The sequence below is a fragment of the Nocardia albiluteola genome, from assembly GCF_018860155.1.
Lineage (GTDB): Bacteria > Actinomycetota > Actinomycetes > Mycobacteriales > Mycobacteriaceae > Nocardia > Nocardia albiluteola.
Window position 1 is genome coordinate 242,270 of record NZ_JAHKNI010000008.1, and the last position, 16,083, is coordinate 258,352.

Annotated in this window: 20 protein-coding genes and 2 pseudogenes; 11 read left to right on the forward strand and 11 right to left on the reverse strand. The window is 68.6% G+C overall.

Features of this window, described 5'->3' with window-relative positions:
* Position 1: 1 nt before the first annotated feature.
* A complete protein-coding gene (locus tag KO481_RS24515) occupies positions 2-337 on the reverse strand; it encodes a hypothetical protein (protein ID WP_215920030.1) in 336 nt (111 codons plus the stop codon).
* Complete coding sequence (locus KO481_RS24520) at positions 330-542, reverse strand: hypothetical protein (protein ID WP_215920032.1); 213 nt, start codon at positions 540-542, stop codon at positions 330-332. Before KO481_RS24520 ends, KO481_RS24515 begins: the two co-directional genes overlap by 8 nt.
* Before the next feature lie 204 nt (positions 543-746).
* Here KO481_RS24520 and KO481_RS24525 point away from each other — a divergent pair, with 204 nt between their 5' ends.
* Positions 747-1,298 (forward strand): carboxymuconolactone decarboxylase family protein, encoded by a 552-nt coding sequence (locus tag KO481_RS24525; RefSeq protein ID WP_215920034.1) that lies wholly within the window; start codon positions 747-749, stop codon positions 1,296-1,298.
* A 48-nt stretch (positions 1,299-1,346) separates the two neighbouring features.
* Entirely contained in the window at positions 1,347-1,868 is a 522-nt protein-coding gene (locus KO481_RS24530) for a hypothetical protein (protein WP_215920036.1), read from the forward strand.
* Between the two features lie 177 nt (positions 1,869-2,045).
* On the opposite strand, the gene KO481_RS24535 is transcribed toward KO481_RS24530, so the two are convergent.
* Positions 2,046-2,432 (reverse strand): hypothetical protein, encoded by a 387-nt coding sequence (locus KO481_RS24535; protein ID WP_215920038.1) that lies wholly within the window; start codon positions 2,430-2,432, stop codon positions 2,046-2,048.
* 41 nt (positions 2,433-2,473) lie between these two features.
* Positions 2,474-3,448: a helix-turn-helix transcriptional regulator gene (locus tag KO481_RS24540; RefSeq protein WP_215920040.1), complete on the reverse strand. Its 975-nt coding sequence runs from the start codon at positions 3,446-3,448 to the stop codon at positions 2,474-2,476.
* Positions 3,449-3,521: 73 nt separating this feature from the next.
* Between KO481_RS24540 and KO481_RS24545 the strand changes: the two genes are divergently transcribed.
* Together KO481_RS24545 and KO481_RS24550 are read left to right on the forward strand one after the other, a co-directional pair.
* Positions 3,522-4,085: a DinB family protein gene (locus KO481_RS24545; RefSeq protein WP_215920393.1), complete on the forward strand. Its 564-nt coding sequence runs from the start codon at positions 3,522-3,524 to the stop codon at positions 4,083-4,085.
* Positions 4,082-4,543, forward strand: a complete 462-nt coding sequence (locus KO481_RS24550) for a VOC family protein (protein ID WP_215920042.1) — start codon at positions 4,082-4,084, stop codon at positions 4,541-4,543. Before KO481_RS24545 ends, KO481_RS24550 begins: the two co-directional genes overlap by 4 nt.
* 126 nt (positions 4,544-4,669) lie before the next feature.
* Here KO481_RS24550 and katG read toward each other — a convergent pair whose 3' ends face one another.
* The 3 genes from katG to KO481_RS24565 all read right to left on the reverse strand — a co-directional run bounded on the left by katG (position 4,670) and on the right by KO481_RS24565 (position 8,111).
* Entirely contained in the window at positions 4,670-6,880 is a 2,211-nt protein-coding gene (gene katG / locus KO481_RS24555; protein ID WP_215920044.1) for a catalase/peroxidase HPI, read from the reverse strand.
* A 36-nt stretch (positions 6,881-6,916) separates the two neighbouring features.
* A complete protein-coding gene (locus KO481_RS24560) occupies positions 6,917-7,363 on the reverse strand; it encodes a Fur family transcriptional regulator (RefSeq protein ID WP_215920046.1) in 447 nt (148 codons plus the stop codon).
* A 148-nt stretch (positions 7,364-7,511) separates the two neighbouring features.
* On the reverse strand, positions 7,512-8,111 hold the full coding sequence (locus tag KO481_RS24565) for a TetR/AcrR family transcriptional regulator (RefSeq protein WP_215920048.1): 600 nt from the start codon (positions 8,109-8,111) through the stop codon (positions 7,512-7,514).
* A 112-nt stretch (positions 8,112-8,223) separates the two neighbouring features.
* Here KO481_RS24565 and KO481_RS24570 point away from each other — a divergent pair, with 112 nt between their 5' ends.
* Positions 8,224-9,036, forward strand: a complete 813-nt coding sequence (locus KO481_RS24570; RefSeq protein WP_215920050.1) for an SDR family oxidoreductase — start codon at positions 8,224-8,226, stop codon at positions 9,034-9,036.
* Positions 9,033-10,115: an NAD(P)H-dependent amine dehydrogenase family protein gene (locus tag KO481_RS24575; RefSeq protein WP_215920052.1), complete on the forward strand. Its 1,083-nt coding sequence runs from the start codon at positions 9,033-9,035 to the stop codon at positions 10,113-10,115. The genes KO481_RS24570 and KO481_RS24575 overlap by 4 nt, the downstream gene beginning before the upstream one ends.
* A gap of 139 nt (positions 10,116-10,254) precedes the next feature.
* On the opposite strand, the gene KO481_RS24580 is transcribed toward KO481_RS24575, so the two are convergent.
* On the reverse strand, positions 10,255-10,707 hold the full coding sequence (locus KO481_RS24580) for an Ig-like domain-containing protein (RefSeq protein ID WP_215920054.1): 453 nt from the start codon (positions 10,705-10,707) through the stop codon (positions 10,255-10,257).
* A 271-nt stretch (positions 10,708-10,978) separates the two neighbouring features.
* Between KO481_RS24580 and KO481_RS24585 the strand changes: the two are divergent.
* Positions 10,979-11,242: pseudogene (locus tag KO481_RS24585) on the forward strand (Tn3 family transposase); the annotation flags it as partial.
* 176 nt (positions 11,243-11,418) lie between these two features.
* Here KO481_RS24585 and KO481_RS24590 read toward each other — a convergent pair.
* Positions 11,419-12,033 carry a TetR/AcrR family transcriptional regulator gene (locus tag KO481_RS24590; protein ID WP_215920056.1) on the reverse strand — a complete coding sequence of 205 codons (615 nt, stop codon included), beginning with the start codon at positions 12,031-12,033 and terminating at the stop codon, positions 11,419-11,421.
* On the reverse strand, positions 12,030-12,920 hold the full coding sequence (locus tag KO481_RS24595) for an SDR family NAD(P)-dependent oxidoreductase (protein WP_308166767.1): 891 nt from the start codon (positions 12,918-12,920) through the stop codon (positions 12,030-12,032). The genes KO481_RS24590 and KO481_RS24595 overlap by 4 nt, the downstream gene beginning before the upstream one ends.
* Positions 12,921-13,383: 463 nt before the next feature.
* Here KO481_RS24595 and KO481_RS43280 point away from each other — a divergent pair, with 463 nt between their 5' ends.
* Complete coding sequence (locus KO481_RS43280; protein WP_245401431.1) at positions 13,384-13,548, forward strand: site-specific integrase; 165 nt, start codon at positions 13,384-13,386, stop codon at positions 13,546-13,548.
* Between the two features lie 63 nt (positions 13,549-13,611).
* On the forward strand, positions 13,612-13,902 hold the full coding sequence (locus KO481_RS43285) for a site-specific integrase (protein WP_245401432.1): 291 nt from the start codon (positions 13,612-13,614) through the stop codon (positions 13,900-13,902).
* Between the two features lie 6 nt (positions 13,903-13,908).
* Here the strand turns inward: KO481_RS43285 and KO481_RS24605 are convergent, their stop codons facing one another.
* Entirely contained in the window at positions 13,909-14,856 is a 948-nt protein-coding gene (locus tag KO481_RS24605) for a DMT family transporter (RefSeq protein WP_215920060.1), read from the reverse strand.
* Between the two features lie 165 nt (positions 14,857-15,021).
* Here KO481_RS24605 and KO481_RS24610 point away from each other — a divergent pair, with 165 nt between their 5' ends.
* Complete coding sequence (locus KO481_RS24610; protein ID WP_215920061.1) at positions 15,022-15,957, forward strand: LysR family transcriptional regulator; 936 nt, start codon at positions 15,022-15,024, stop codon at positions 15,955-15,957.
* Positions 15,882-16,076, forward strand: a pseudogene (locus KO481_RS44415) (Tn3 family transposase); the annotation flags it as partial. The gene KO481_RS24610 and the pseudogene KO481_RS44415, both read left to right, overlap by 76 nt.
* Positions 16,077-16,083: the final 7 nt, after the last annotated feature.

Sequence of the window (16,083 nt, forward strand, 5' to 3'; positions counted from 1 at the left end):
CTCAGGATGCCTTGCGCTGCCCGTCGTTCTCGTGTTGCGCGATCACGGCGAGCAGTTCGCGCACCCATGCCGGTCTCTGCGCACTGGTCCCGGCGGTCGCGATGTCGCGTTCGATCAGCGAGCGGATATAGGCCGACTGCGACATGCCGAGATTGGCGGCGCGGTGTTTACACGCCTGATCGAGGTCACGGGTCAGCTTCACCGACCGGGGGATGAGAACCGGCTCGGCGGTCGGGCCTGTCTCGATCGGTGGCTCGATCGGCTCATCGGTGAACTCGAGGCGTTCGGTCATCGCCGCCACCTCGGCAGGGCTCATGTTCAAGAACGGATCAGTCATTGCGGGTCGCCTCCCACTTCTCGAAATCTGTGGCCTGATCGGCGGTGAGATAGGCGGCGGTGAATACCTCGATGTCGTGGCCGACGCGTCGAGCGAAGACGGACAGCGGGAGACCGTCCTCGGCGCGGCCCCAGACCACCAGGGACGTGAGCCCGGTCGCCGGGTCGACGGCGGTCCGTACCCACACCGACCGTTTTCCCTTCATCCATGCATCCACCAAGTCGAATACGTCGTCCGCGTCAACTCCTGTTCGCGCCAGCATCTGCGCAAGCGCCCAATACCACTCGATCCCCACCTCCTCAGACTACCGCGGAGACTACCCGATGCGGGAACTACGACAGAATGTAGTCGTTGCGCGGTAGGGTGATCTTGCACTTCGCATCGCCGAATTCAGTGGGGAGCAAGAGTTATGCGCGCAGTCACGCGGATCTGGCATTACATTCGGGCGTTCGCGCGGGCCCGGCGCAACCGGACCGATCTGGCCGGTTGGCTGGTGCGCAGGCCGTGGATCCTGGCCGCGGTGGGGTTCTACGAGACCGCGCTGCTGCTGAGCAATCGCCTGGATCCCCGGCTCAAGGAGCTGGCCGAGCTGAAGGCCGCGAGCCTGGTGGGGTGCGAGTTCTGTCTCGATATCGGTTCGGCGCTGGCGCATTCGAGCGGCCTGAACGAGCGCCAGCTCACCGATCTGCCGCGGTTTCGGACCAGCGACGCCTATACCGAGCAGGAGCGGCTGGTGCTGGCCCTGACCGAGGCGATGACGGTGACCCCGGCGTCGCTGGACCTCGAGGAGCTGCGCACCCAGCTGCTGGCCACCCTGTCCAAGGCCCAGTTCGCCGAGCTGGCGGCCGCGATCGCCTGGGAGAATCAGCGCGCCCGGGTCAATCAGGCGCTGGGCGTGCGCCCGGCGGGGATGGCCGAGGGCATGACCTGCGCGCTGCCGCAGCGATCGGCCGAGCAGTGAGCCGGCGCTGGTAGCGTCGGGCGGGATGGTTCACGGAAGGGGCGTGGAATGGCAGTCGGTGCATCATTGCGGATCATGCGCCTGCGCAACCTGATCGAGCATCCCGCCACCGGCCCGGGCGAGCGCGCCGCGGCCCAGCGCATGCTCGAGCGCATCCTGGACAAGAGCGACCGGGCGCGGCACGAGCATCCCGGCCGCAGCTACGGCGCCCGCCACGGCCGCGCCGGTCGGCACGCGAGCCTCGAGCAGATCGCCGAGATGATCGGCCAGGACATCGCCCTCGAGCGCATCCTGCTCGACCCGGGCGCCCCGGACGAGCTGGCCGTGCACAGCCCGCTGCGCCAGGCGCCCGCGGACCTGACCTACACCGTCGAGGCCGCCGCGGGCAGCATCGTGGTCACGATCGGGAACATCCCGGCGGACTGGGAACCGGACACCGTCGATCCCGCCCTGCAATCACTCGCCGAGGCCCTGGCCCGAATCATGAACGCCTACAACCACGACGGCGCCGACACCGGCCGCCGCTTCTTCGGCAAGGTCCGCGCGGGGGGCACGACCCTGATCTGGTAGCGGCCAGCACGGTCCGCGTCGAGTTTCCCCGGAATCGGATGCCCCCGCGCTACATTCGCGGAGCGATGTCCAATTGTTCCCAGGCGATGACGTCGGCGGATCCCTCGGTGGCCGTGAGGCACTGGGACAGTTCGCATGCGCCGGCGGCGGACTCGGACGGGTCTGCGCTGGCGACGGTCACGAGGACCGGGCGGTGGCCAGCCACCGCCAGCGCGGGATCTCGGCGACGGTGGTGATCACCACCAGGACGCACACCGCCGCGAGGGCCCAGCGGGGCAGCACCAGGTACACACCCCATACCGCGCCTGCCAGTTGCAGGATCATGAACGCGATGGTCACGAATCCGGGCACGGGGCGGGACACCTGCTTCTTGTCGCCCGGGGTGGCGAACAGGGCGGGCAGCCCGATCAGGACCAGCAGCGCCACCACCGACCAGATCGGGGAGTAGGACGCCAGGCCCCAGGGCAGGGTCACCCAGGCGATCAGTTCGGTGATTACCCGCAGTACGGCCGGAATGCGGCCCCGGTCGGTGAGATTCGGCGAGGTCGCCGCGCGTTCGGACATGCGCCGAGCTTCCCATGTGGTGTACGCCTGCGCATGCGCTGCTACTTCTCATGGGCAGGAGCGCCACCGGCTGCCAGCAGGCGTTGTGCCAGGATGTGGGCGCGCGCGGCCAGTTCGGGCGGGTCCAGGACCTCGAATTCGTGGCCCAGTAGTGCCACGTGCATCAGCACGTAGTCGAGATTGTCTGCGCCGCTGCGTATTTCGCATCGGTCGTGCGCGCGTGGCAGGACTACCGCGGCGGCCGCGGGTATCCGGGTGCGCACGGTGTCGGCCGGGGCGTGCACCAGGAATCGCGCCCGGTGCGGGTAGACGCGGCTGGCGACGCCTTCCTGGACGTATTGGGCCGCGTCGGGGGCGGGGCGGGCGCGGAAGTGCCAGGTGCGGGCGGCGACCCGGGTCATGCGGTCGACGCGGAAGGTGCGCCAGTCGTCGCGGTCGAGGTCGAAGGCCAGCAGGTACCAGCGCCGGTCGGAGGCCACGAGGCGGTAGGGCTCGACCCGGCGCCGCCCGAGCGAGCCCGCCGACGGGTAGTCGAATCCGGTCTCGACCTCGTCGCGGCAGGCTCGGGCCAGGGTCATCAGTGCCTCGGGGTCCACCGGTTCGCGGTCGGTGCCGAAGGATTCCACCGATCCGGCCAGTGCTCGCACCTCGTGCCGAAGTCGTTGTGGCAGTACGCGATCGAGTTTGGTCAGCGCGCGCAGCGCGGCGTCGTCGGGGACCGCGCGCCCGGCGCCGACCAGCAGCGCGACCGCGGTGGCGATCGCTTCCCGGTCGTCCAGCAGCAGGGGCGGCAGCTCCTGTCCGGCGCCGAGCCGGTAGCCGCCGCCGGTGCCCTGGCAGGCGTGTACCGGATAGCCCAGCGCGCGCAGCCGCTCGACGTCGCGCCGCACCGTGCGCGTGGTGACCGCGAGCCGGTCGGCGAGCTCGGGGCCGGTCCACATCGGACGCTGCTGCAACAGCCCCAGCAGGGTCAGCACCCGCTCGGTGGTGTCCCGTTCCCGTCGGCCCGCGTCCATGGGTTCAGCGTGCCAGAGATAGCGGACCGATCCTGTCCGCATGGCGTGCGAGAGTGGCGCCATGGATACCGAACTGGACTGGAACCGGGAGCTGTGCGAGCAGTGGGAGCTCCACTGGAACGATCAGGTGCGCGACCGGCTGGCGGGGCTGACCGACGAGGAGTACTTCTGGTCTCCGGTGCCGCAACCGTGGACTGTGAGCCCGCGCGGGGCCTCGACCGCGCCCATTCAGGCCGGAAGCGGCGAGTTCACCATCGATTTCGCTTTCCCGCAGCCGGATCCGGCGCCCTTCACCACGATCGCCTGGCGTCTGGGGCACGTCATCGTCGGCGTGCTGGCCATGCGTAACGCGACGCATTTCGGCGCGCCCGCCGCGTCGTACGAGACCTGGAATTACGCGGGTACCGCGGCGCAGGCGCTCGAGCAGCTCGACACCCAGCTCGAGCTGTGGTTGCGCGGGGTGCGGGCCCTGGGCCGGGAGGGGCTGGCGGTCCCGCTCGGTGCGACGGAGCCGGCCTTTGCCGACGCACCGATGGCGAGTCTTGTGCTGAACATTCATCGCGAGCTGATCCACCATCTGTCCGAGGTCGCCCTGCTGCGCGATCTGTACCTGCACACCCACGGGGCAGCCCGATGACCCGCCACATCCAGATCACCTTCGACGCCCACGACCCGCGCGCATTGTCGATTTTCTGGCGCGAGGCGCTGGGCTACGTCCACCCCGGCCCACCCGGGGTGGACCTGCCCGCCGGCGCGGACCCGCTGGCGGCCTGGGACGAGTTCCTGGCGGGTCTGGGTGTTCCGCCCGAGGCCCGCAACACCCGCTCGGCGATCGAGGATCCCGGCGGGGCGGGCCTGCGCGTGTTCTTCCAGCAGGTTCCCGAGGACAAGGTCGCCAAGAACCGCGTCCACCTCGACGTCCGTGCGGCACCGGGCCTACGGGGCGCCGAACGGATGGCCGCGCTCGAGGCCGAATGCGACCGCCTGGTCGCGCTCGGCGCAACACGGGTCCGCCGCGAGGATCCCCAACCGCCGATGAGCGCGGGTCACATCGTGATGACCGACCCCGAGGGCAACGAGTTCTGCCTGGACTGACAACTCCGCCCGGCCCGGCGACATGAAATCGGTTGCAGCGGCATCGAACTCGGTTGCAGTGCCGGTCGGCCGAAACGACGGTGCCCCCGAACCTGTGCGGTTCGGGGCACCGCTCTACTGCAGCGCTCAGACCAGGTCGAAGCGGTCCAGATCCATCACCTTGACCCACGCGGCGACGAAGTCCTTGACGAACTTCTGCTTCGAGTCGTCCTCGGCGTAGACCTCGGCCAGGGCACGCAGCTGGGAGTTCGAGCCGAACACCAGATCCACGCGGGTGCCGGTCCACTTCAGCTCGCCGGTGGCGCGGTCCTTGCCCAGGTAGGTGCCGTCATCGGCGGGCGCGGGCTCCCACTGGGTGCCCATGTCGAGCAGGTTCACGAAGAAGTCCGTGCTCAGGGTGCCCGGGTTCGCGGTGAACACGCCGTGCGCGGTCTGCTTGTGGTTCGCGCCCAGCACCCGCAGGCCACCGACCAGCACGGTCAGCTCGGGCGCGGACAGGGTCAGCAGGTTCGCCCGGTCGACCAGCTGGTACTCCGCCGGCAGGCGCGAGCCCTTGCCCTGGTAGTTGCGGAACCCGTCCGCGGCGGGCTCAAGCGCGGAGAAGGACTCCACGTCGGTCTGCTCCTGGGTGGCATCGCCACGGCCCGCGTGGAAGGGCACCTCGACCGCGAAACCCGCATCCTGGGCGGCCTTTTCGACCGCCGCGGAACCCGCGAGCACCACCAGGTCGGCGAAGGAGATCTGCTTGCCGCCGGCCGCCGAGGCGTTGAACGCGTCGCGGATGCCCTCGAGCACCCGGACCACCTGCGCGAGCTCGTCGGGCTCGTTGACCTCCCAGCCGGCCTGCGGCTGCAGCCGGATCCGGCCGCCGTTCGCGCCGCCGCGCTTGTCGCTGCCGCGGAACGAGGAGGCTGCGGCCCATGCGGTCGACACCAGCTGCGCCACGGTCAGACCCGACTCGAGCACCTTGGCCTTGAGCGCGGCCACATCCGCGGCGTCGACCAGCGCGTGGTCCACGGCCGCGATCGGGTCCTGCCACAGCAGCGTCTCGGCGGGCACCTCGGCGCCCAGGTACCGGACCTTCGGGCCCATGTCACGGTGGGTGAGCTTGTACCAGGCCTTGGCGAACTCGTCCGCGAGTTCCTGCGGGTTGTTCAGCCAGCGGCTGGTGATCTCCTTGTAGATCGGATCCTCGCGCAGCGACAGGTCGGTGGTCAGCATCGTCGGCGCGTGGGTCACGCCCGCGACGTGCGCGTCCGCGACGGTGCCCGCGCCGGCGCCGTCCTTGGGCTTCCACTGCCAGGCGCCGGCGGGGGACTTCTCGAGCTCCCACTCGTAGCCGTACAGGATCTCGAGGAACGTGTTGTCCCACTTGGTGGGTGTGGTGGTCCAGATGCCCTCGAGGCCCGAGGTGATCGCGTCCTTGCCGACGCCGGTGCCCTGGGGGTTCTTCCAGCCCAGGCCCTGCTCCTCGAGCGGGGCGGCCTCGGGCTCGGGGCCGACCAGCTCGGCATTGCCGTTGCCGTGGGTCTTGCCGAAGGTGTGCCCGCCCACGATCAGCGCGGCGGTCTCGACATCGTTCATCGCCATCCGGCGGAAGGTCTCACGGATGTCGACCGCGGCCTTCATCGGATCCGGGTTGCCGTTGGGGCCCTCGGGGTTGACGTAGATCAGACCCATCTGCACCGCCGCGAGGGGGTTCTCGAGGTCGCGCTGGCCGCTGTACCGCTCGTCGCCGAGCCAGGTCTGCTCGGGACCCCAGTACACGTCCTCCTCGGGCTCCCACTGGTCCACGCGCCCGCCGCCGAAACCGAACGTCTCGAAGCCCATGTCCTCGAGCGCGACGTTACCGGCGTACACGATCAGGTCCGCCCAGGACAGGTTCTTGCCGTACTTCTTCTTCACCGGCCACAGCAGCCGGCGCGCCTTGTCCAGGCTGGCGTTGTCGGGCCAGCTGTTCAGCGGGGCGAAACGCTGCATGCCCGCACCGGCTCCACCGCGGCCGTCGTTGATGCGGTAGGTGCCCGCCGCGTGCCAGGCCATCCGGATGAAGAACGGGCCGTAGTGGCCGAAGTCGGCGGGCCACCAGTCCTGCGAGGTGGTCATGACCTCGACGATGTCCTGCTTCACCGCGGCCAGATCCAGGGTCTTGAACGCGGCGGCGTAGTCGAACCCCTCGTCCATGGGGTTGGCCACGGCCGGGTTCTTCTGCAGGATCCGCAGGTTGATCTGGTTGGGCCACCAGTCTTGATTGCTGCCGCCCTGCACGGGGTACTTCAGGCGACCGTGCGCCACGGGGCAACCGCCTACGGCCGCGTTGGACTCTGCATCAGACACGGTGTTTCCTTTCGGGAGTGGGGGTTTGGGGCTGAACTAGAGGGGAGAGGAGGCGTTGCGCTGCGCCGCGGCGCAGTCGGGGCACAGGCCCCAGTACACGACCTCGGCCTCGTCGAGGACGAAGCCGTTGTCGTCCGAGGCGGTCAGGCAGGGTGCGTCGCCGACGGCGCAGTCGACATCGGCGATGACGCCGCAGGAGCGGCACACCACGTGGTGGTGGTTGTCGCCCACGCGGGTCTCGTAGCGGGCGACCGAGCCCATGGGCTGGATGCGCCGGAGCAGCCCCGCGCTGGTCAGTGCCCGCAGCACGTCGTACACGGCCTGATGGGAGACCGTGCCGAGGGTTTCGCGGACCCGGCCCAGGATGGAGTCGGTATCGGAGTGGGGGCGTTCGTGTACCGCGGTCAGGACCGCGATCCGCGGCGCTGTGACACGCAGCGACGCACCGCGCAGCATGCGCTCGAACTCCGCAGTGGTGGACACGCTCAAGATTATGACTCATTCAAGTCTTGACCGGAACCCCGCGGCGGGAATTTCGTGCGTTCCTACGACACCCCTGATCACACGCCCCCCGCGGACAAGATCAGCATGCCCGCTCCCGGCCGAACCCGCGGTGGATTCGGTCAACTCTTCACTCCCCGGACACCGGCTCCGCCTCGGGAGGTCGCCGCCCGGCAATCCCGTACAGCAGCAGATCTTCCAGCGCCGCGGCGAAACCGTCCACGTCCTGCACATCGCGAATGCACATCGCGAACAGGGCCGCACCGGCGATGGTGTCCAGCACGACATTGGCGTCCATACCCGGACGCTCGCCGTCGCCACCCAGATATCCGGCCAGCTCCCGGCGGGTGGGGGAGTCCAGGCGCGCGGACAGCTTGTCGTAGAGCGTGGCGTCCCCGCGCATCTCGGTCATCAGTCCCGGCATCGCCTCGCGCGCCGGCGCCGACCCGAACAGCTGGATGGTGCCGCGGATGATCTGTCCGATCTCGGCCAGCAGATCCGGCGCGATCCGGTCCGAGCCCACGTCCGGGAACACGGCCTTGGCGATCAGATGCGCCTTGGAGGGCCAGCGGCGGTAGATCGCCGGACGGCTGACCCCCGCCCGCGCGGCGATCGCATCGATCGACGTGGCGGCATACCCCTTCTCCACCAGCAGATCTCGCGCGGCCTCGAGCACCGCGCGATCCACCGCCGGATCGCGATGCGGGCCCAGCCGATGGCGTTCGGTCACGGTACTTCCGTCCTTCTCGGCGCATCCTTGTCAGCACACTGCAGAGTCGTTACAGTCTGTCACAACAGAAAGTCGTTACATAATGTAACTGCTGGGGATTCGAGGAGACACCGTGCCAACCCCACCCGCGCACACCTACCAGCCCGTCCCACTGCTACAGAACAAGGTCCTGGTCATCTCCGGCGTCGGCCCCGGACTCGGACACTCCCTGAGCATCGAAGCCGCCCGCATGGGCGCCGACCTCGTCCTGGCCAGCCGTACCGAGAAGAAACTCGAAAAACTCGCCGACGAAGTGCGCGCCCTGGGCCGCAAGGCCCTGGTCGCACCCACCGACATCACCGAGGAAACCCAGCGCCGCAGCCTGCTCGACCGCACCCTGGCCGAGTACGGGCGCGTCGACTGCCTGATCAACAACGCCTTCGCCATCCCCCCGATGAACCCCATCACCCAGATCGAACTCGACCACCTGCGCACGGCCAACGAAACCAATGTCTTTGCGCCCCTGCGCCTTTCGGCCCTGTTCGCCGACGCCCTCGAGGCCACGCGCGGATCGATCATCATGCTCAACTCGTGCGTGTCCTACAGCTCCCAACCCGAATACTCCGGCTACAAACTCTCCAAGGGCGCCCTGCAACACCTGGCCCAATCCCTGGCCACCGAACTCGGCCCCCGCGGCATCCGCGTCAACAGCATCGCCCCCTCCTACGTCTACGAAGACATCAACAAGGCCTACTTCGACTGGCTCGCCTCCCAGGCCGGAGTAACCCACGAGGACATCTACCGCCAAAAAGCCGCACCCACAGACCTGCAACGCCTCGCCGGCCCCGAGGAAGTCGCCCGCGCCACCCTGTTCCTGGCCAGCGACCTCGCCACGGCCGTGACCGGCCAGATGCTCACCGTCGACTGCGGAGAATTCCACCGATGACCCCGATCACGAAGAAACGAATCGTCCTGTGGGGCACCGGAGTCGTCGGCTCCATGGTCCTGGCCGAAATCCTCGACCACCCCCGCTTCGAACTCGCCGGAGTCGGCGTCAGCAACACCGCCAAGGTCGGCACCGACGCCGGAGACCTCTGCGGAAGACCGAAAACCGGTGTCCTGGCCACGAATTCGATCGACGAGCTGATCGCACTACGCCCTGACGCGGTGGTGCACTACGGACCCACCGCCCAATTCGCCGACGAGAACATCCGCGTCATCGGCACATTCCTGCGTGCGGGCATCGACGTGTGCTCCACCGCCATGACCCCCTGGGTCTACCCGGCCATGGACAAACTCCCCGCCCCCTGGCGCGACCCCATCACCGAGGCCTGCGCCGCCGGCGGTGCCTCCTGCTTCACCACCGGCATCGACCCCGGATTCGCCAACGACCTGTTCCCCCTGACCCTCATGGGCCTGTGCGGCCGAGTCGACACCGTCCGCGCCTCGGAACTGCTCGACTACACCGACTACGAAGGCGACTACGAATTCGAGATGGGCATCGGCCACCCACCCGAATTCCAGGCCCTCCTCGAACACCCCGACCTGCTCATCATGGCCTGGGGCCCAACGGTTCCCATGATCGCCGCCGCGGCCGGCATCGACCTGGACGACATCACCACCACCTGGGACAAATGGGTCACCCCCGAGGACCGGCCCTCGGCCAAGGGCACCGTCGCCGCCGGCACCGTCGCCGCCATCCGCTTCACCATCAACGGCGTCCACCACGGCCGCGAAGTCATCACCCTCGAACACGTCAACCGCATCGGCCTCGACGCCGCACCCGACTGGCCCGCGGGCACCCGCGACGACGTCTACCGCGTCGACATCACCGGCTCACCCTCGATCTCCCAGGAAACATCCTTCCGATTCACCGACGGCTCCGGCCGCACCCCCGCCGTCGCGGGCTGCCTGGCCACCGGCATGCGCGCCCTCAACGCCGTCCCCGCCGTCAACGACCTGCCGCCGGGCTGGGTCACCGCCCTGGACCTGCCGTTGATCCCGGGAGCGGGCACCATTCGCTGAGGCATCATCCTTCGGAGAGCCGCGTTTCGCGGTGCCCACAATCGCGCCCATCGCTCATCACTGTTGCTGTGGCACAACGACTCTCGCTGCCGCCGTCGGCGCCATCGGGCCGCGGCACCGCGACCGGGGAGAGGCAGGACTAGATACAGAATCCACCGATATTGATGCCCGGAGTCACCTGCACCGGCGAGACGCCCGCATTCGGCAGGAACTGCAGCTGCGGATCCACATAGGCGGCGGTAATCGCGTTCTGGCCGGACTTGGCCGGCGTCCACGACAAGCTCGCGACCCCGTTCGACACCGGAGCCGAACCCAGGATCAGATGACTCGCGGTCGGATCGACATCCAGGAACTCCACCATGCCCTCCGGCACCGCCGCACCATTGGACTTGACCGTCGCGGTAATCGTGACCGGGCAGCCCGTGCCGAGGATATCCGCCGAACCCGTCGCCGAACCCGTCAGCGCCACCGCCACCGTCGTGGGCGCCAAGGCCGAGGCGTCCGGCGCCACCACCATCGGGACCGCCAACCCCGCAGCCAGCGCGGACGCGGCAACAAGGCCCCGAGTAGACGTGCGTCCGGATTCGATCATTGGTTCCGCCTTCGATGGTCTTCGAGTCTTGTCAGCGGCCATTCTGTACGAAAACCCCGAGATGCGCACAGGGACGCCGCATTTCATACCTGCACCGAACTATCGGTAATGCGAGTTCAACACCGTCCGCGTCTGCTCGTACGCACCGGACCGCTCCGCGAAACGCAGAAACTCCACACCCTTCACGATCACCTCGTCCGCATCCGGATCGTCCCCAGCAGATTCGTCGCGACCGTCGCCTCGGCCGTCGCCACATGCCCGGGGTCCAACACGCGAAGCGCACTATGTGCTCGATGAGATCCTCGGCAACGCAACGGATCTGCCGATCTCGGAGCATGCGACCGATACGCACGGCGTGACGCTGGTCAATTTTGGCCTGTTCGATCTGCTGGGGCTGCAGCTCTCACCGCGGATCCGGGACCTGGGCCGGATCACGCTGTACCAGCCGGGCCCGCGCGCCGATATCGAGTCCCGGTTCCCGTGCGCGGGGCCGTTGTTCACGCGGAAGGTGAACCTGGAGCTGATCGCCGAGAACATCAACTTCAGCGGCGCCATCGAGGTCGACATCGACGCCGAGCTGGCCGCGCTCGGGCCGACCGGCTACCGACCGCTGCGCATGCGCGACACCCTGTTCTGAGATGGATGGCAAGGTCACCCGAGACTGCTCGGTATCCCGACGCGGGTGTGGGTCGCTCGCGCCGGGTGTTGTCGTCACGGCGCCGCGCGGGTGAGTTCCTTTCGTCCTGCGATGAGTGCGCGCACCGTGGCGGCGGCCTGGTCCGCAGCACGGTCGCAGGCGTGTTCGTCTGTTCCGAAGGCGTTGTCGAGCAACAATAATGCGTGACCGTGTGCGGTGGCCGCGATCGCCGAGGCAATGCGGTCGGCGTGCTCGGGGTCGAGTTCGGTGGCGGGGGCGGTGAACGCCGCATGGATCGGTTGTGCGGCGATGTCGATCTCACCGTGCCGGGTTTTGTCCAGCCCGGACCCGGTCAGAGCGGAGAACAGCGGCCGGTGTTCCGACGCGAAACGCACATAGACGTGTGCGGCGGTGGCCAGGCGATCGGTCGCGGACTGGTGGGACGCGATGTCGGCAAGACGGCGGGACAGCAGCCCGGCGGCGTGGACCGCCACCGCGGCGAGCAATGCGTCCCGGTCGTGGAAGTGTCGGTAGGGTGCCGAAGCCGCGACGCCGAGACGGCGACTCGCCTCAGCCATCGTGAAAGCCTGCGTGCCCTGTTCGGCCAGCAGCTCGACAGCGGTGTCGATCAGGGCAGTGCGGAGATCCCCGTGATGGTATCGGCCTCCGCGCGTGGCTCGGCCGTTCACGCCGGTTCCGGGAAGGGGACAAGCCTGCGCATGACCGCGTCCCAGCCGCGGTCGCCGAGTATCCGACGGGCCAGGGGCGCGATCCGAGCCTGCGCGCCGATCCGGTACCGCGCCTTCGGGTGTCGTGCAGTGACGGCTTTCACGATGACTTCGGCCACATCGCCGGCGGCGAGCACGCCACGGGCGCGATCATGGTGTGCCCGCGCGGTCATCGCGGCGACGCTGTTCTTGTAGGCCTCGTAGATACCGGTCCCGGTTTCGGCAGGGGAGTGACGAGCGCTGTTGGCCAGGAATTCGGTGCGTACCGAGCCCGGCTCGATCAGCACTACCCGCACGCCGAAGGGCGTGACCTCCGGTCGCATGGCATCGCAGAGCGCTTCGAGCGCGTATTTGGTCATCGCATACGGACACCCGGTCGGCGGAGTCACCAGACCCGCTGCCGAACCGATGTTCACGATCGTGCCCGCACGCTGGGCGCGCATGCCCGGCAGCACCAGCTGGCACATCCCTATCAGCCCGAAGACGTTGGTTTCGAAGGTTTCCCGGACCATCGCCAGGCGCACCTCTTCGACCGGCCCGCCGCCCCCGTGACCGGCATTGTTGACCAGCACACCCACCGCGCCGTGCTCGGCTTCGACCTGCCGCACCGCGTCACGACGCGACTGCTCGTCGGTCACATCCAGTTCCAGCACTCGACATCCCGCCTGTTCCAGCTCTCGCACATCAGCCAGCCGGCGCGCCGAAGCCCACGTCGGAAACCCGGCTCCGGCGAACGCCAGCGCCGTGGCCCGCCCGAGCCCGGACGAACAGCCTGTCACCAATACAGCGCGTGAGGGCGTCTGCACCGCCCCAATGTGATGAGTATTCACAATGTGAAGACTAATCACATTTATTGGTGTCGGCAACCGCCGATCGGCTTCTGCTCGGGCCGGCGCCAGACCGCACCGTAGACGCCGTCGGCCTAGCCGGTGACTCCGTTCATGTAGCGGCGCAGATCATCCAGCGTCATCGTGTCGGGTTCGCGGTTGTTCGCATGCAGCCAGTTCAGGTGGTCGACCAGGCTGTAGGCGTAGGTCTCCTGCGTCGAGGTCCCATACCTGGTCAGCTCCGCAATCTGGGCCCTAAGGTCGACATCGACGCCGAACTCGCCCAGCTCGGAACGCGCGCCGGGCCGCGGTCAGCAAGTGGCTGTCCTGGTGCCGCGAACAAGGCTGGGACGCACCGGCGGTCCCGGCATCCGCGGGCCGGTCCACCCCGCCGGACTCCGACACCCCGGTCCGGTCGCGGACCGCGATCGACCGGCCGATCTCCCGCTGCGACATCCACGTGCGGGAAAAGACGCTGTGGCGGATGCTGTACGAAACCTGCGCCCAGGCAGAGGAACTGCTGCAGGTCAACATCGAAGATCTCGACCTGGCCGGGCGGTCCTGCTCGGTGAAGTCGAAGGGCGCCAAGCCGCGCACCCGCCGCCGCGGCGCCGGCCACCACGAATACGTCCTCGAAACCGTGTACTGAGACGCCGGCACCGCCCGGCTGCTGCCCCGGCTGATCCGCGACCGCACCGCGGGCCCGCTGTTCGTGACCCACCGGCGGCCCGGGCCCGGGAAGTACCTGTCCGACTGGGACGTGTGCCCCGACACCGGCCTGGCCAGGCTGTCCTACGACCAGGCCCGCGACCTGCTCGACGCCGCCACCGCAATCGACGGTCCCGGAACCGGATGGGACCTGTACGAACTCCGGCACTCCGGGCTCACCCATCTCGGGGAGGCCGGCGCGAGCCTGCTGGAGCTGATGGCCAAGTCCCGGCACCGCAAGGCGGAGAACCTGCGCCGTTACTACAGGTACCCCACGCAGGACGCCACGCCCTGACCCGCGCTACGCCGCGGTCCGAACCTCCGACTGTGAAACCGCCACCCGCGCACGCGGTTTGCGCCGCGAGATCCCGACCCCGACCAGGCAGGCCACGCCCCCCACAAAGGCCCACATCGAGGGGACCTCACCCAGCAACAGCCACGACATCAGCGTCGAGACCGCCGGAACCGCATACGTACTCGCGGTCAGGCGCCCCGCATCGGTGCGCCGCAACGCGAACGACCACGTAGTGAAACCCACTGCGGTGGGGAACAGTCCGAGATACACACCATCGATCACCGTGCGCGCCGGCGCGACGGCCACCTCGTGCAGCAACTGCGGGGCCCAGGGGAGTAGCACCACCGTGCCGATCACGCAGCCCAGCCAGATCGCCGTCAGCGGATCCACGTACCGCATCGCGGGCTTCTGCACCAACACACCCGCCGCATACAACACTGCGGCGGCCAGACACAACCCCACACCCAGGTAATCGCGGTGACCGCCACCGCCACCCAGACCGATCACCGCCACACCGGCCAGCGAAACCAGCGCGCCGATCACCAGCCAGCGAGTCAGCTTCTCCCCGAACAGCACCGCCGCTCCGAACGCCACCAGCAGTGGCGCCAGATTCACCAGCAACGCCGCGGTCCCGGCATCCATATGACGCTCGGCGGTATTGAGCGCCACCGTGTACCCCGCCAGCCACAGCACCGCATACGCCGCGACCAGAAGCAACGGCTTCGGCGCTCGCGGCACGTGGCCGAACCGACCCTTGCGAGCCAGCATCGGCACGGTCAGCGCCGCCGCGGCAACCACCAACCGCAGCAACGCCATCGGCGTGGGGGACAAGCGCGGCCCCGCGTCACGGATGGCAACGAATGCCGACGCCCACAGCACGACCGTCACGGCGGCCGCCGCGGCACTGGGGTAATCGACACCGGCGGGCAGCAGGCGAGGGCGGGTCGGACTCACCTCAGAGATGATCGCGGTGTCGGCCGGTAGGCCGCAAGCGAGATTCGGACCTGGCGTTTCGGCGGTGGGGGATTCGTACGTCACCCGACCATCGTCGCCGCCCGAACCGAACAGGACAAGCGAACAATTCTATATAACCATTAAGCAATTCTGTATGATCGAGGCATGCTCGACCTCGCCCACCTTCGATTGCTGCGCACCGTCATCGCGACCGGATCCCTGCGAGCCAGCGCCGAGACACTCGGCTACACCTCCTCGGCGGCCAGCCAGCAGCTCGCGGCCCTGCAACGGCAGACCGGCCTGCAACTGGTCGAACGGGTAGGCCGCGGGCTCGAACCCACCGCCGCCGGCCGCGCACTGGCCACCGAGTCCGCCAACCTCCTCGACGAGATGGGCCGGGTCGAAGGCGTTATCAAGGACCTGCGGGCCGGGCGGATCGGCAGCCTGTCGATCGGCTACGTCGCCTCCGTCAGCGCCACCTGGCTGCCACCCCTCATCGAGACCCTCCGCACGGAATTCCCGGCCCTACGCCTGGACCTGCGCCTCATCGAAGTCGCCGACGGTCAGCACGACCTCGAGATCTACATCGAAAACCCCGCCGAACCACCACCACCGAGCGCGCACCTGCGCCGCCTGGCCGCCGACCCGTACGTCGTGGCACTCCGACACGACGACCCCCTCGCCGCGGCCCCCGCGGTACCACTGGCCGACCTGGGGGAGCACGCCTGGATCGACAACGAACCCGGCGACGGCCCCTGCCGCCGCATCCTCCTGGACGCCTGCGCCCAGGCCGACATCACCCCCAACTTCCAAGTCCAAACCCCCGACTACCGCACCGCACTATCCCTGGTAGCAACCGGAATCGGCATCACAGCGATCCCACGCCTCGCCGCAGTCGACCCACCCACCGGAGTCCGCATCCTCCCACTGACCGACCCCACGCCAACCCGCCACGTCGGACTAGCCATCCGCGCCACCGCCGCCACCAACCCAGCCGTCCGCCGCGCCGCGGAACTCCTGACCGCGGTGGCGTCCGCGCCCGGCACCTCGAGGGACGGACAGAACAAGCCTGGTGCCTCACCCTGGCCACGAACGCGGTAATCGCCTGGACCACAGAGTATTACGGGCTCGCCGTCGAGCAGATGCGCCGAACCGCTCAACTCGCCCGGCTCGGCCCCACCGGCTACCGGCCACTCCGCGTCCGCGACACCCTCTTCTGATCACGGT

What these genes read in the sequence shown, in the direction of transcription:
- KO481_RS24515 (WP_215920030.1), bottom strand. Translation starts at nt 337, where the DNA reads ATGACTGATCCGTTCTTGAACATGAGCCCTGCCGAGGTGGCGGCGATG.
- KO481_RS24520 (WP_215920032.1), bottom strand. Translation starts at nt 542, where the DNA reads ATGAAGGGAAAACGGTCGGTGTGGGTACGGACCGCCGTCGACCCGGCG.
- KO481_RS24525 (WP_215920034.1), top strand. Translation starts at nt 747, where the DNA reads ATGCGCGCAGTCACGCGGATCTGGCATTACATTCGGGCGTTCGCGCGG.
- KO481_RS24530 (WP_215920036.1), top strand. Translation starts at nt 1,347, where the DNA reads ATGGCAGTCGGTGCATCATTGCGGATCATGCGCCTGCGCAACCTGATC.
- KO481_RS24535 (WP_215920038.1), bottom strand. Translation starts at nt 2,432, where the DNA reads ATGTCCGAACGCGCGGCGACCTCGCCGAATCTCACCGACCGGGGCCGC.
- KO481_RS24540 (WP_215920040.1), bottom strand. Translation starts at nt 3,448, where the DNA reads ATGGACGCGGGCCGACGGGAACGGGACACCACCGAGCGGGTGCTGACC.
- KO481_RS24550 (WP_215920042.1), top strand. Translation starts at nt 4,082, where the DNA reads ATGACCCGCCACATCCAGATCACCTTCGACGCCCACGACCCGCGCGCA.
- KO481_RS24575 (WP_215920052.1), top strand. Translation starts at nt 9,033, where the DNA reads ATGACCCCGATCACGAAGAAACGAATCGTCCTGTGGGGCACCGGAGTC.
- KO481_RS24580 (WP_215920054.1), bottom strand. Translation starts at nt 10,707, where the DNA reads ATGATCGAATCCGGACGCACGTCTACTCGGGGCCTTGTTGCCGCGTCC.
- KO481_RS43280 (WP_245401431.1), top strand. Translation starts at nt 13,384, where the DNA reads ATGCTGTACGAAACCTGCGCCCAGGCAGAGGAACTGCTGCAGGTCAAC.
- KO481_RS24610 (WP_215920061.1), top strand. Translation starts at nt 15,022, where the DNA reads ATGCTCGACCTCGCCCACCTTCGATTGCTGCGCACCGTCATCGCGACC.